Consider the following 13760-nt stretch of genomic DNA (forward strand, 5'->3'; position numbering starts at 1 on the left):
CCATGTCCGCACAAGCTCCAGCCGCACCCGGCGCTCCGGGTGCACCGGCGGCGCCGGGTGCGGCCTCCGGGTTCCTGCCACCCAGCGTCGCCCTGTGCACCGTGGGCCTGGCGATGGCGTCGTTCATGCAGGTGCTCGACACCACCATCGCCAACGTTTCACTGCCGACCATCGCCGGTAATCTCGGCGCCAGCTCGCAGCAGGCGACCTGGGTCATCACTTCGTTCGCGGTCAGCACGGCCATCGCGCTGCCGCTGACCGGCTGGCTCAGCCGTCGCTTCGGCGAGCGCAAGCTGTTCGTCTGGGCCACGCTGGCCTTCGTCATCACCTCGCTGCTGTGCGGCCTGGCGCAGAGCATGGGCATGCTGGTGCTGTCGCGTGCGCTGCAGGGTTTCGTGGCCGGCCCGATGTACCCGATCACGCAGTCGCTGCTGGTCTCGATCTATCCGCGCGAGAAACGCGGACAGGCATTGGCGCTGCTGGCGATGATCACGGTGGTGGCGCCCATCTGCGGTCCGATCCTCGGTGGTTGGATCACCGACAACTACAGCTGGGAATGGATCTTCCTGATCAACGTGCCACTGGGCATCTTCGCCGCGCTGGTGGTGGGCAACCAGCTGAAGGGACGCCCGGAGCAGATCGAGAAGCCGAAGATGGACTACGTCGGCCTGGTCACCCTGGTGATCGGTGTCGGTGCCCTGCAGCTGGTGCTCGACCTGGGCAACGACGAGGACTGGTTCTCGTCGATGAAGATCGTGGTGCTGGCCTGCGTGGCGGTGGTGACGCTGACGGTGTTCCTGATCTGGGAGCTGACCGACAAGGATCCGATCGTCGACCTGAAGCTGTTCCGGCACCGCAACTTCCGCGCCGGCACGCTGGCGATGGTGGTGGCCTACGCGGCGTTCTTCAGCGTGGCGCTGCTGATCCCGCAGTGGCTGCAGCGTGACATGGGCTACACCGCGATCTGGGCAGGCCTGGCGACCGCGCCGATCGGCATCCTGCCGGTGATCATGACGCCATTCGTCGGCAAGTACGCATCGCGCTTCGACATGCGCATGCTGGCCACGGTGGCCTTCATCGTGCTGTCGATGACCAGCTTCCTGCGTTCGAACTTCAACCTGCAGGTGGACTACATGCACGTGGCCGGCGTGCAGCTGATCATGGGCATCGGCGTCGCGCTGTTCTTCATGCCGGTGCTGCAGATCCTGCTGTCGGACCTGGATGGGCGCGAGATCGCGGCGGGCTCCGGCCTGGCCACGTTCCTGCGTACGCTGGGTGGCAGCTTCGCGGCGTCACTGACGACGTGGCTGTGGGCGCGGCGTACCCAGGTGCACCATGCCGACCTGACCGAGCACATCTCGGCCTATCAGCCCGGCATGCAGGACCAGGTGACGGCGATGGGGCAGGGCGACCTGCAACACGGTGCAGCGGTACTGAACAACATGATCAACCACCAGGCATCGCAGATGGGCTTCAACGACATCTTCTTCCTGCTGGGCTGGATCTTCCTGGCGATCATCACGTTCCTGTGGCTGGCCAAGCCGCCGTTCGGCGCGGGTGCAGGTGCTGCCGCCGGTGGCGGGCACTGACCGTTCATTGCTGTTGAAACGCAGAAACCCCGCCGCAAGGCGGGGTTTTTCTTTTGGTGGATCCACGCCTCGCATGGGTGGATCTCGGGGCGTGAATTCCCAGACCCCGGAAACGAAAAAACCCGCTTTCGCGGGTTTGATCATCTTGAGTCGTGGTGCCCAGGAGAGGACTCGAACCTCCACGGTTTTACCCGCTAGTACCTGAAACTAGTGCGTCTACCAATTCCGCCACCTGGGCGACTCAGGAGATGAATTATGGGGAGCGACAGAAGATGTGTCAACAACATTTCACACTTTTTTCTGGGGCTGCACGCCCAGGTGATGCAGCAGGCTGCGCATCGCCGGTGACAGTCGTGTCCACTCGGCAAAGCACGCGCACAGGCGTCGTTGCGCCCACGCATCGGCGAGCGGTACGGCGACGGTGTGCGTGCTGCGCCGATGCTGGCGCGCGATGGTCCGCGGCGCGATGCCGACGCCGATGCCGTGGCCGACCATGATGCACACGCCTTCGAAGGTCTTCATGCGGATGCGTACATCCAGGCGGCGCCCGATGCCGCGCGCCTGGTCCTCGATGTAGGTCTGCAGTGCATTGCCATCGGCCAGGGCAACGAAGGTCTCGCCGGCAACCTCGACGAAGGTCACGCTGCGCCGCGAGGCGAGGCGGTGATCGGCCGGCAGCAGCATCACCAGCGGGTCTTCGGCAACCACATGCTGCTGCAGGCCGGCAGCGTCGACCGCATCGCTGATGATGCCGGCCTCGGCCTGGCCGGCACTGATCGCGCGTACGACTTCGGGGCTGGTGCGCTCCAGCAGTTCGACATGCAGGCGTGGGCGTCCGGCCAGCCACGGCGCGAGCCGCGAGGGCAGGTAGTTGGTCAGCGCGGCGGTGTTGGCATACAGGTGCAGGGTGCCGCGCGCACCCTGCGCGAACGCCTGCAGTTCGCCACGCAGCTGTGCCTGCTGCTGCAGGATCAGGCGTGCGTGGTGGGCGAGGGCGGCGCCGGCCTCGGTCAGGCTGACGCCGCGTGGGTGCCGGTGCAACAGCGCGGTGCCGGCATCGGCTTCGATCGTGCGCAGGCGCTCGCTGGCTGAACCCAATGCCAGGTTTGCCTGTGCCGCGCCGGCGGTGATGCTGCCGGCTTCGGCGATTGCCAGGAACAGGCGCAGGTCGGCGATGTCCATCCGCATGTCGTGCCTCATTGCTGATCCGGCGCCTTCGGGTCAGCCGAAGGCTGGGCCGGGAAGACCGCATTGTGCGCCTGGCGAGGGCCCGGTCCAATGAAGCCATGCATGAATCGACATACTTCTATTTGCTGCTGGTGGTGGTGTTCGTGCTGGCCGGCGTGGTCAAGGGCGTGACAGGGATGGGGTTGCCGACGGTGGCGATGGGCCTGCTGGGCAGCACCCTGTCACCGGTGGCGGCGGCGTCGATGCTGTTCATTCCAACCTTCGTCACCAATGCGTGGCAACTGCTGTCCGGGCCGTCGCTGGGCCACATCGTGCGGCGTTTGTGGCCGATGATGCTTGCCGTGGTGGTGGTGACGCTGGGTTCGGCCGCACTGCTGGTGCGGGTCGATCGCACCTGGTCGCGCGTTGCGCTGGGCGTGGCATTGGTGGTCTATGCCGCCTATGCGTTGCTCGCGCCGGTGTTCCGCGTGCCGCAGCGGCGCGAGCGCTGGCTGGGGCCGCTGGTGGGTGCGCTGTCCGGCGTGGTGACGGGGGCGACGGGTGTGTTCGTGATGCCGGCGGTGCCGTACCTGCAGTCGCTGGGATTGCAGCGCGAGGAGCTGGTGCAGGCGCTCGGGCTGGCGTTCACCGTGTCGACGATTTCGCTGACCACCGGTCTGGTGCTGCACGGTGCGTTCGGCATCCAGCAGCTGGGGCTGAGTGCGCTGGCGGTGCTGCCGGCGCTGCTGGGCATGTGGCTGGGCCAGGTGATCCGGCAGCGCATCAGCGCGCGCGTGTTCCGCGCCTGCTTCCTGGGGTTCCTGCTGCTGCTCGGGCTGGAACTGGTGCTGCGGCCGTTGTTCTGATGCCGGATCCGGGGCATGAAAAAACCCGCTTTCGCGGGTTTTTCTCATTCTCGACGTGGTGCCCAGGAGAGGACTCGAACCTCCACGGTTTTACCCGCTAGTACCTGAAACTAGTGCGTCTACCAATTCCGCCACCTGGGCGTCGAGGAGCGAGATTATGGGGTGCCGTGACGGGGGTGTCAACACTTTTTGCTGATCCCGGGTCGGTTGCCGTTGCGCATGCGAAACGGGCTCTGCCCCCCATCTCACTCGCTTGGGGCCAGAGCCCTTTCCTCTGGAAAGGAATCCGACCCCGGCTGCCGGATCACAGGCAAAAAAAATCCCCGCCGAAGCGAGGAGTTTTTTCGTTGGTGCCCAGGAGAGGACTCGAACCTCCACGGTTTTACCCGCTAGTACCTGAAACTAGTGCGTCTACCAATTCCGCCACCTGGGCGTTCCAGAGGCGCAATTGTGAAGATGAATCCGCAGGCTGTCAACGACTTCCTGAATATTTTTGACGCGATCGCTTGAAGGCGACCGCTGACCCGTTCTGCACGCCGCCAGCGGCTACCATGTAGGGCGATGACTACCAAAAAACCAAGCAAGGGCGGGAGCAAGTCCCGCAGCCAGGCCCCGAACAAGGGCGCCAAGGCGGGTGCAGCCCGCACCACCAAGCCGGGCAAGCCGCTGCCGGGCTGGTTCCCCGAATTGAATGAAGGCGGTGCACCGCCACGCGGCCGCAAGGTCCGCAGTACCGATGCACCGGGCCCGGCCCCGGGCCGCAAGCTGCCGCCGGCCGGCAAGGTGATCGACGATCCCTATGCCGCTCGCGAAGCGGAGAAGTACGAACAGCCCATCGCCAGCCGCGAGGCCATCCTGGCCCTGCTGGAGCGCTGCGAAGGGCCGCAGACCGCCGAGGAACTGGGCGCGCGCCTGGGCCTGACCGCTCCGGACCGGGCCGAGGCGCTGTCGCGCCGGCTCGGTGCGATGGTCCGCGACGGCCAGCTGGTGCAGAACCGTCGCGGCGGTTTCGCCCCGATCCAGACCCTGAACCTGGTCACCGGCGTGGTGATCGCCAACCCGGAAGGGTTCGGCTTCCTGCGCCCGGTCGAGGGCGGCGACGACCTGTTCCTGCCGCCTTATGAAATGCGCAAGGTCATGCACGGCGACAAGGTGCTGGCCCGCGTGACCGGCATCGATCACCGCGGCCGTCGCGAAGGCAGCATCGCCCGCGTGCTGGAGCGCGGCATGACCCGCCTGATCGGCCGCTTCAGCATCGAGATGGGCATCAACTACGTGGTGCCCGACGACAAGCGCGTGCAGCGCAACGTGCAGGTGCCGCCGGACCAGACCGGTGGTGCGCGCGACGGCCAGCTGGTGGTCTGTGAACTGACCCAGGCGCCGGACAGCCGCCGCCCGCCGATCGGCCGCATCATCGCGGTGCTCGGCGACAAGCTGACCGCGTCGCTGGTGGTGGAGACCGCCATCCATGGCCACGAGCTGCCGTTCGAGTTCCCGCAGGAGGTGCTGGACGAAGCGGCCTCGGTGCCGCTGGTGGTCGAGCCGGCGATGATTGGCGACCGTGTCGACCTGCGCAGCACGCCCCTGGTCACCATCGATGGCGAGGATGCCAAGGACTTCGACGACGCGGTGTACTGCGAGCCGAATGCCGAGGGTTTCCGCCTGGTGGTGGCGATTGCCGACGTCTCGAATTACGTTCGCCCTGGTACGCCGCTGGATGAAGAGGCGCAGAAGCGTGCGACGTCGGTGTACTTCCCGGGCTTCGTGGTGCCGATGCTGCCGGAGACACTGTCCAACGGCATCTGCTCGCTGATGCCGAAGGTCGACCGCATGTGCTTTGTCTGCGACATGCAGATCGACCGCGATGGCCTGGTCACGCATTCGCGCTTCTACGAGGCGGTGATGAACTCGCATGCGCGCCTGACCTACACCCAGGTGTGGAAGGCGGTGGGCGAGGACGATGCCGATACCAAGGCCTGGATGGGCGACCTGCTGCCGCAGGTGCAGCGCCTGCACCAGCTGTACAAGGTGCTGTCCAAGGCACGCGCCAAGCGCGGTGCCATCGAATTCGAAAGCAGTGAAGTGCGCTTCGTGCTGGACAACCGTGGTGAAGTGACCCAGGCCGGCATGCTGGTGCGCAACGACGCGCACAAGCTGATCGAGGAGTGCATGATCGCGGCCAACGTCGAGGCCGCCAGGTACCTGCTGTCGCGCCATGTGCCGGCGCCGTACCGCATCCACGAGAAGCCGCCGGAAACCAAGTACGCCGACCTGCTGGAATTCCTCAAGGAGTTCAAGCTGAGCCTGCCGCCGTGGTCGAAGGTGCGCCCGGGCGATTACACCAAGCTGCTGAAGAAGATCCGCGACCGCCCCGATGCCACGCTGCTGGAATCGGTGTTGCTGCGCAGCCAGAGCCTGGCGATCTACAGCCCGGAGAATCACGGCCACTTCGGCCTGGCGCTGGAGGCGTACGCGCACTTCACCTCGCCGATCCGCCGTTACCCCGACCTGCTGGTGCACCGTGCGATCAAGCATGCGTTGTCCGGCAAGCCGCTGGACAAGTTCACCTACAACGCGCGCGAAATGGCGGCCCTGGCGCTGCAGTGTTCCGAGCGCGAGCGCCGTGCCGACGAAGCCGAGCGCGAGGTCGACGAGCGTTACCGCGCGGCGTGGATGGAAAAGCACGTGGGCGGCCAGTTCGACGGCGTGATCAGCGGCGTGACCAGCTTCGGCCTGTTCGTGGAACTGGACGAGTCCAAGGTGCAGGGCCTGGTGCATGTGACCCAGCTGCCGCAGGACTATTACAAGTTCGACGCCACCCGCAAAACGCTGACCGGCGAACGCCGCGGCAGCAGCTACCGGCTGGGTGACCGCGTGCGGATCCTGGTGCTGAAGGCCAGCATGGAAGAGCGCAAGATCGACTTCCGCCTGGTCGAGCACAAGGGCGAGGACGAGGGCGATGGCCTGCCGCCGCCGCCCGAGCGGGGCAAGCCGGCCAAGCGCACCAAGAAGAAGTATTGAAAGGTGTGCCGACCAACGGTCGGCACCTACCTCAACTGGTAGGTGCCAACCTTGGTTGGCACGACGTCCCGGAGGAACCCCAGCATGCAAGGCCAACCCGAATACAGTGGCGGCTGCCAGTGCGGCGCGGTCCGCTTCCAGGCGCGTGGCGAGCTCACCGACAGCTCGATCTGCCATTGCCGGATGTGCCAGAAGGCGTTCGGTGCCTATTACGCGCCGCTGGTATCCGTGCGCAGCGTGCAGTTCAGCTGGACCCGCGGCCAGCCGCGCTATTTCCAGTCGTCCAACGTGGTGCGGCGTGGTTTCTGCGCCGACTGCGGTACACCCCTGACCTATGAAGCCCCGGATGGCGTGGCCGTGGCTGCCGGCGCCTTCGATGAGCCGGAACGCCTGCCACCGACGATCCAGTACGGGGTGGAGCGCAAGCTGCCGTTCGTCGACAGCCTGTCCGGCCTGCCGGCGCGGCGCACCGAGGACGACGTCGCCGCGCTGGAGTTCCTGGCCACCATTGTCTCCCACCAGCACCCCGACCACGACACCCCGCACTGGCCGCCGCGCAGTCGGTAACGCCCCTGTAGCGCCGAGCCCACGCTCGGCTGCTCTGGGTTCAGGCTTCATCGGCCTCCCGCCAGCCGAGCATGGGCTCGGCGCTACAGAGGGGCGGCCGGGCGCAGCGCCCGGCCTGCCGATGCTCTACCATAGCCACCCCCTTTCCGGTCCCCGCCCGCATGAGCAAGAACAGCCAGTGGATTGTCGGCGTCAACGCCGTCGCCTCCTCCATCGAGAACGACGCCGAGAACGTCCGCGAAGTGCTGGTCGAGGCCGGTGCGAAGAACCCGCGCCTGACCGAGATCGAAGAGAACGCCCGCCGCAAGGGCATCGATGTGCGCAAGGTGAACAGCCAGGCGCTGGACGGTGTTGGCGGTTCGGTGCGCCACCAGGGCGTGGCCGCGCGCTACGCCGCCGCCCGTACCTACAGCGAGAACGAGCTGGAAGGGCTGGTCACCGCGGCCGAGGGCAAGGCCCTTCTGCTGGTGCTGGACGAGGTGCAGGACCCGCACAACCTCGGCGCCTGCCTGCGCTCGGCCGCTGCCGCCGGGGCGACCGCGGTGATCATCCCGAAGGACAAGTCGGCCACGGTCAATGCCACTGTGCGCAAGACTTCGGCCGGTGCCGCCGACCTGATCCCGGTGGTGGCGGTGACCAACCTCTCGCGCTGCCTGAAGGACCTGCAGAAGCAGGGCGTGTGGATCTACGGCCTGGCCGGTGAAGCCACGGCCTCGCTGTACCAGCTGGACCTGAAGGGCAACATCGCGCTGGTGCTGGGCGGCGAAGCCGATGGCCTGCGCCGCCTGACCCGCGAGAACTGCGATGGCCTGGTCAAGATCCCGATGCCGGGCGAGATCGAGAGCCTGAACGTCTCCGTCGCCGCCGGCGTCAGCCTGTTCGAGGCCGTGCGCCAGCGCGGTTGATCGGCCAGCGCGATGTGATCGGGGTCAGATCCCTTTTCCAATGGGAAAAGGGATCTGACCCCGTTTCATGTCCCGCCTCACCCCGCGCTGCCGCCCAACGCCTTGAACAGCGTCACGTCGTTGTTGAGCTGGCCCTGGCGCGCGCGTGCCAGCGACAGTTCGGCATCACGCCGGGTCTGCTGCGCTTCCAGCCAGGTGCGCAGATCGGTGGCACCCACGCGGTAACGCACTTCCTGCGCGCGTTCCACTTCCACCGCTTCGTCGTATGAAGCCTGCGAGGCCGCCACCTGGCGCGCCAGCTGCTCGCGCGCCGACAGTGCGTTGTCCACTTCCGAGAGCGCGGTATACAGCGTCTTGCGGAAGTTGCTGGCGGCGATCTGGTAGGCGGTGCCGGCGATATCGGTATCCAGCTGCGCACGCTGCAGGTTGAGGAACGGCAGCGACAGGCCGGCGCCCAGCGTGGCCACCGGGTTGCGCAGTACATCGCCCAGCGAGGTCGCGCTGGAACCGAGGCTGCCGGTCAGGCTCAGCGCAGGGTAGTACTGGGTGGCGGTGACCTTGATGGTCTTCAGGCTGTTGCGCAGGCGAAGTTCGGCCGCGCGCAGATCGGGGCGGCGGCCGAGCAGATCGGTCGGCAGGCCTTCGCTGATGGCTGGGCTGCGTGCGCCCAGCAGGTCCTGTGGTTCGTCCTGCTGGGGCCAGGGCGTGCCGTCCAGCAGCACGGTCAGCGCGTTGCGCACCTCCACCCGCTGCTGTTCCAGCGCGCTCTGCGAGGACCGCTGCGACTGCAGGTTCTGCAGTGCCTGACGCACTTCCAGGCGCGATACCGCACCGGCGTCGAAGCGGGCCTGCACCAGTTCGCGGGTGCGTTCCAGGCGCTCCAGGTTGGCCTGGCCGGTGGCGATCGACTGGTTGAGGTAGGCCAGGTTCCAGTACTGGGTGATGGTGTCGCTGATCACCAGCAGCGCGGTGTTCTGCCGATCTTCCTCGCTGGCCTCGGCTTCCCAGCGGGCGATGTCGCGCTGGGTGCGCAGGCGGCCCCACAGGTCCACTTCCCAACCCAGCGAGACGCCGGTGGAATAGCTGCGGCGCCAATCATCAGACTGGTCGGTGGCGCGGCTGGCGCTGCCGCTCACGCCGGATGACGAGGGCTGCGGCCACAGTGCGTTGCTGGCCAGGCCGGCCTGCAGGCGCGAACGCTGCACGGCCAGGCCGGCGGCGGCCAGATCGCTGTTGGCGGCCAGCGCCTGCGCCACCAGACGGTCCAGGCGTTCATCGCCGAAGCCGGTCCACCAGGTGTCCTGGCGGATGTCGCGGCCCGGTGTATCCAGGCTGCTGCGCGGGTCATCGGCTGGCGCGTTGAGGGTGGCATCGCCACGTCCATACTGCGCCGCCACGGCCGGGTCGTACACCGGGTAGCGGCCGACCGACGCGCAGCCGGACAGGGCGAGTAGAACGGCACCGGCCAGCAGCAGGTGCCGGGGAGCGGGGAAGGGCAGTCGGGTCATCATCTTCATTCGCGGGCCAGGGCCTCCACCGGGTCGAGCTGCGCGGCGTTGCGCGCTGGCAGGAAGCCGAACGCAACGCCGATCAGGGTCGAGCAGGCAAACGCTGCGACGATCGAGGCGGTGGAGAACAGCACCTGGAAGTCGCTGGCGAAGCGGCCGATCATCGAGCCCAGCAGCAGGGCCAGGCCGATACCGAGCACGCCGCCGAGCAGGCAGACCAGCACCGCTTCGATCAGGAACTGCTGGCGGATATCACTCTGCCGTGCGCCGACGGCCATGCGCACCCCGATCTCGCGGGTGCGCTCGGTCACCGATACCAGCATGATGTTCATCACGCCGATGCCACCGACCAGCAACGCGATGGCGGCGATGGCACCGATCAGCAGGGTCATCGTGCGCGTGGTCTGCTCGATGGTCTCGCGGATCTCGGCGCTGTTGCTGAGGAAGAAATCCTCGGTGCCATGGCGCAGGGTCAGCAGGCGGGTGATCGCTTCCTGCGCGGCGTCCATCGGCGTGTCATCGTCCACGCGCACGGTGATGCTGGACACGTGGCTCTGGCCGAGCATGCGCGACATCACCGTGGTGTACGGCACCCACACGCTGAGGCTGGTGCTGCCGCCGAAGCCGAAACTCTGCCGCTTGGCCACGCCGACCACGCGCGCCGGCACGTTGCCGAGCAGGATCACCTGGCCGACCGGGTCGACATCGGGAAAGAACTGGGACTGGGTGTTCTCGTCGATCACCGCCACCTGGCCCAGGCCCTTGACCGCATCGGCATCGAAGAAGCTGCCGCTGAGCAGGGTCACGCCCTTGACCCGGAAGAACTGCTCGCCAACGCCGCTGACCTGGGCGGTGGACGACTGGTTGCGGTAACGCGCGGTGACCGAGGTCGATACGCTGGGGGTGGCGCTGTCCACGTAGCTCTGCCTTGCCAGTGCATCGGCATCGCTGGCCTTGAGCGTCTGTACGCGCGCCGAGCGCATGTCGCCGAAACCGCGGCCGGGATAGACGTCGATGGTATTGGTGCCGAGCGCGCTGATGTTCTGCAGGATCTGCTGCTGGGAGCCATTGCCCAGCGCCACCACCGAGACCACCGAGGCGATGCCGATGATGATGCCGAGCATGGTCAGGAAGGTTCGCAGCCGATGTGCGTTCATCGCCAGCAGCGCCATGCGGAACGCTTCGGTGAAGCGGTCGCGCGCGGCCCGCCAGCTGTTGCCGCGGGCGACGCCGGTACTGGCCTCGCGCTGCGCACGGTAGGTCGGCGCATTCGGGTTGGCGCGGTCGGCGATGATCTCGCCATCGCGGATTTCGATGATGCGCTGCGCGTGCTCGGCCACGCTCATGTCGTGGGTGACGATGATGATGGTGTGGCCTTCGGCATGCAGTTCGCCGAGGATCGCCATCACTTCCTCGCCGGATTTCGTGTCCAGCGCGCCGGTCGGTTCGTCGGCCAGGATCACCTCGCCGCCGTTCATCAGGGCGCGTGCGATCGACACGCGCTGCTGCTGGCCACCGGACAGCTGGCCCGGCTTGTGATGCATGCGGTCGCTCAGGCCCAGCCGCTGCAGCAGTTGCTCGGCACGCGCGTTGCGCACCGGGCCGGGGCTGCCGGCGTACACCGCCGGCACTTCCACGTTGCCGCGCGCATCCAGGTCGCCGAGCAGGTGGTAGCGCTGGAAGATGAAACCGAAATGCTCGCGGCGCAGTTCGGCCAGTTCGTCCGGTTGCATCTTCCCGGTTTCGCGGCTGGCCACCTGGTAGCTGCCACGGGTGGGACGATCGAGGCAGCCGAGGATGTTCATCAGCGTCGACTTGCCCGAGCCGGACTGGCCGACGATGGCCACCATCTCACCGGCGTGGATGTCGAGATTGACGTCGCGCAGCACGGCGATCACATCATCGCCGGCCGGGAATTCACGTCGCAGGTCGCGCAGGCGCAGCAGCGGCGCCGTCGTGCTCATCGGCGCCCCATGCCCGGGCCGCCAACCCGCATCTGCATGCCGCCGCGGTTGCCGCCGCCGGCGCTGGCACCGGCCGCACCCGCTTCGCCAACCACCACGCGCTCGCCTTCCTTCAGCCCGGACAGGATCTCGGCCGAGGCGCCATTGTTGATGCCCACCGTGACCTTGCGCGGCTGCGGCTGGCCCTTGTCGTCCAGCACCCGCACCATGCGCTCGTCGCCACGGCGCTTCGGCCCCAGCGCCACTGCCGGCACCATCAGCACGCCCTTGGCCTGCTTGAGCAGCACCGAGACCTGCGCGGTCATGTCGATGCGCAGCGTGCCATCCGGGTTCTCCACGTCGAACAGCGCGTTGTAGTAGACCGCGCTGCTGGAACTGGAACTGGAGGAGCTGCTGGAGCTGGATGAATTCTCGTTGGCGATCGAGGCTGGCGCCGGATTGATCTGGCGCAGCGTGGCGTGGTACTTGCGGTCCGGGTCGCCGAGCGTGGTGAAGTACACCGGCATGCCGGCCTTGATCTTGACCACGTCGGCCTCGGAGATCTCCGCATTGACGGTGACCACGTCCAGCCGCGCCAGCATGACGATGGTCGGCGCGGTCTGGTTGGCGTTCACCGTGCGGCCTTCCTCGGCCACCACCGCCACCACGGTGCCGTCCATCGGCGCGGTGATGCGGGTGTAGGCCAGGTTGGCGCGGGCGGTGCCCAGCTCGGTTTCGCGGCCCTTGATCTGCGCCTCGTAGGACTGCAGCTGGGCACGGGCGGTCTTCAGCTGCGCCTCGGCGGCATCGTATTCCTGGCGCGAGGTGGCCTCGGCGGCCAGCATCTGCTGCTGGCGCGCGAATTCCAGTTCGGCCTGGCGCAGGGTGGCCTGCTGGACGGCGCGCTGGGCGGTGACCTGGTCCAGCGAGGCCTGCGCGTTGAGCACCTGGTTCTGCTGGGTGGTGGCGTCGATCTCGGCAATCAGGTCGCCTTCCTTCACGGTGTCGCCCAGCTGCACCTTCAGCGACTTGATCTGGCCCGAGGCCTGCGCACCGACGCTGACCAGCTTGTAGGCATCGATCACGCCGGTGGCGTCCACCGTCTGCTCGATGTCACCGCGGCTGACCGGCGAGGTGGCCACCGCCGGCGCGGCGGGCTTGCGCAGCAGCCACCAGGCGGTCGCGGCGACGATCAGGGCAAGCAGGGCGATCAGTATCAGGCGACTCCGGCGGGTCGCGGGCAGCAGGCGGAACGTCACGTCGTGGCTTCACTCTCGGGGCCGCGCGTGCGGCGTTGGCGGGCATTGTGAAGACCGGGCGATGGACGGCTCAATCCTCGGGGTATGTCTGTATGTAACACTGTCGGTGAATACGCGTAACCACAGGTATCCCGCCCGTGGGTGGATACACTGGTACGCATTGCCCCGGATGCGGTTCAGCTGCCGACACGGGATGATCGCGACATGGAGACTGAAAACCCGATGCATCGACTGCTGATCGTCGACGACGACAACGACATCCGCACGCTGCTGGCCGAGCAGCTCGGCCGCGCCGGTTACCTGGTGAGCACGGCGGCCGATGGCACCGCCATGCGCCAGCTGCTGGACCGCGAGCACGTGGACCTGATCGTGCTCGACCTCAACCTGCCGCGCGAGGATGGCCTGACCCTGTGCCGTGACCTGCGTGCGCGTTCGAACACGCCGGTGATCATGCTGACCGCACGCGCCGAGCCGATCGATCGCGTGCTGGGCCTGGAAATGGGCGCCGATGACTACCTGGCCAAGCCGTTCGAACCGCGCGAGCTGCTGGCACGCATCCGCAACGTGCTGCGCCGGACCGAGGCGCTGCCGGCCAACCTGGAGCCGCTAGCGGTGCGCCGTGCGCGCTTCTCGCGCTGGGTGTTCGACCTGGAACATCGCCACCTGGTCGATCCGGATGACCGCGTGGTGGTGCTGTCCGGCGCCGAGTTCCGCCTGCTGCGGGTGTTCATCGCGCACGCCAACAAGGTGCTGTCGCGCGAGCAGCTGGTCGCGCTCAGCAGTGGCCGCAACTACGAGGCACAGGACCGCGCGATCGACCTGCAGGTCAGCCGCCTGCGCAACAAGCTGGGCGACGACGGTGGCCCGGACGGACTGATCAAGACCGTGCGCAACGAGGGCTACGTGCTGGCCTCCGCGGTCAACCTGGAATAAGC

Annotated in this window: 10 protein-coding genes and 3 tRNA genes; 6 read left to right on the top strand and 7 right to left on the bottom strand. The window is 67.2% G+C overall.

The window, feature by feature from the left end; genetic code table 11:
• Positions 1 to 2: 2 nt before the first annotated feature.
• Positions 3 to 1589, top strand: a complete 1587-nt coding sequence (gene emrB / locus VG556_RS05955) for a multidrug efflux MFS transporter permease subunit EmrB (protein ID WP_005408769.1) — start codon at positions 3 to 5, stop codon at positions 1587 to 1589.
• A 153-nt stretch (positions 1590 to 1742) separates the two neighbouring features.
• On the opposite strand, the gene VG556_RS05960 is transcribed toward emrB, so the two are convergent.
• Both VG556_RS05960 and VG556_RS05965 read right to left on the bottom strand, forming a co-directional pair.
• Positions 1743 to 1827: transfer RNA gene (locus tag VG556_RS05960), tRNA-Leu, on the bottom strand.
• A 50-nt stretch (positions 1828 to 1877) separates the two neighbouring features.
• A complete protein-coding gene (locus VG556_RS05965; protein WP_100449684.1) occupies positions 1878 to 2777 on the bottom strand; it encodes a LysR family transcriptional regulator in 900 nt (299 codons plus the stop codon).
• Between the two features lie 98 nt (positions 2778 to 2875).
• Between VG556_RS05965 and VG556_RS05970 the strand changes: the two genes are divergently transcribed.
• Positions 2876 to 3622 (top strand): sulfite exporter TauE/SafE family protein, encoded by a 747-nt coding sequence (locus VG556_RS05970; RefSeq protein ID WP_014646526.1) that lies wholly within the window; start codon positions 2876 to 2878, stop codon positions 3620 to 3622.
• 56 nt (positions 3623 to 3678) lie between these two features.
• Here VG556_RS05970 and VG556_RS05975 read toward each other — a convergent pair.
• A tRNA-Leu gene (locus VG556_RS05975) sits at positions 3679 to 3763 on the bottom strand.
• A gap of 207 nt (positions 3764 to 3970) precedes the next feature.
• Positions 3971 to 4055, bottom strand: a tRNA-Leu gene (locus tag VG556_RS05980).
• Between the two features lie 128 nt (positions 4056 to 4183).
• On the opposite strand from VG556_RS05980, the gene rnr reads away from it, so the two are divergent.
• The 3 genes from rnr (at position 4184) to rlmB (ending at position 8115) form a co-directional block, all read left to right on the top strand.
• Positions 4184 to 6643, top strand: coding sequence for a ribonuclease R (rnr, locus tag VG556_RS05985; RefSeq protein ID WP_049442198.1), 2460 nt, complete (start codon positions 4184 to 4186; stop codon positions 6641 to 6643).
• An 84-nt stretch (positions 6644 to 6727) separates the two neighbouring features.
• Complete coding sequence (locus VG556_RS05990; RefSeq protein ID WP_100449685.1) at positions 6728 to 7210, top strand: GFA family protein; 483 nt, start codon at positions 6728 to 6730, stop codon at positions 7208 to 7210.
• Between the two features lie 161 nt (positions 7211 to 7371).
• Positions 7372 to 8115 carry a 23S rRNA (guanosine(2251)-2'-O)-methyltransferase RlmB gene (rlmB, locus tag VG556_RS05995; protein ID WP_005408775.1) on the top strand — a complete coding sequence of 248 codons (744 nt, stop codon included), beginning with the start codon at positions 7372 to 7374 and terminating at the stop codon, positions 8113 to 8115.
• A 77-nt stretch (positions 8116 to 8192) separates the two neighbouring features.
• Here the strand turns inward: rlmB and VG556_RS06000 are convergent, their stop codons facing one another.
• From VG556_RS06000 to VG556_RS06010, 3 genes are read right to left on the bottom strand one after another with little or no spacing between them, the layout of a single operon-like run.
• Positions 8193 to 9632, bottom strand: coding sequence for a TolC family protein (locus tag VG556_RS06000; protein WP_100449686.1), 1440 nt, complete (start codon positions 9630 to 9632; stop codon positions 8193 to 8195).
• Entirely contained in the window at positions 9629 to 11587 is a 1959-nt protein-coding gene (locus tag VG556_RS06005; protein WP_014646530.1) for a MacB family efflux pump subunit, read from the bottom strand. Before VG556_RS06005 ends, VG556_RS06000 begins: the two co-directional genes overlap by 4 nt.
• A complete protein-coding gene (locus tag VG556_RS06010) occupies positions 11584 to 12825 on the bottom strand; it encodes an efflux RND transporter periplasmic adaptor subunit (protein ID WP_014646531.1) in 1242 nt (413 codons plus the stop codon). The genes VG556_RS06005 and VG556_RS06010 overlap by 4 nt, the downstream gene beginning before the upstream one ends.
• A 204-nt stretch (positions 12826 to 13029) precedes the next feature.
• Here VG556_RS06010 and VG556_RS06015 point away from each other — a divergent pair, with 204 nt between their 5' ends.
• The gene (locus VG556_RS06015) at positions 13030 to 13758 is read left to right on the top strand and encodes a response regulator (RefSeq protein WP_041863210.1); all 729 of its coding nucleotides are present in this window, start codon (positions 13030 to 13032) and stop codon (positions 13756 to 13758) included.
• The last annotated feature ends 2 nt before the right edge of the window (positions 13759 to 13760 follow it).

It is taken from the genome of Stenotrophomonas sp. CASM106 (genome assembly GCF_049384825.1).
In the GTDB taxonomy this organism is placed as follows: domain Bacteria; phylum Pseudomonadota; class Gammaproteobacteria; order Xanthomonadales; family Xanthomonadaceae; genus Stenotrophomonas; species Stenotrophomonas muris.

Bases quoted from the DNA above. Each gene is read 5' to 3' on its own strand.
- VG556_RS06000 (WP_100449686.1), bottom strand. From the start codon at position 9,632: ATGAAGATGATGACCCGACTGCCCTTCCCCGCTCCCCGGCACCTGCTG.
- rnr (WP_049442198.1), top strand. From the start codon at position 4,184: ATGACTACCAAAAAACCAAGCAAGGGCGGGAGCAAGTCCCGCAGCCAG.
- VG556_RS06005 (WP_014646530.1), bottom strand. From the start codon at position 11,587: ATGAGCACGACGGCGCCGCTGCTGCGCCTGCGCGACCTGCGACGTGAA.
- VG556_RS06015 (WP_041863210.1), top strand. From the start codon at position 13,030: ATGGAGACTGAAAACCCGATGCATCGACTGCTGATCGTCGACGACGAC.
- emrB (WP_005408769.1), top strand. From the start codon at position 3: ATGTCCGCACAAGCTCCAGCCGCACCCGGCGCTCCGGGTGCACCGGCG.
- VG556_RS05970 (WP_014646526.1), top strand. From the start codon at position 2,876: ATGCATGAATCGACATACTTCTATTTGCTGCTGGTGGTGGTGTTCGTG.
- VG556_RS05965 (WP_100449684.1), bottom strand. From the start codon at position 2,777: ATGCGGATGGACATCGCCGACCTGCGCCTGTTCCTGGCAATCGCCGAA.
- VG556_RS05990 (WP_100449685.1), top strand. From the start codon at position 6,728: ATGCAAGGCCAACCCGAATACAGTGGCGGCTGCCAGTGCGGCGCGGTC.
- rlmB (WP_005408775.1), top strand. From the start codon at position 7,372: ATGAGCAAGAACAGCCAGTGGATTGTCGGCGTCAACGCCGTCGCCTCC.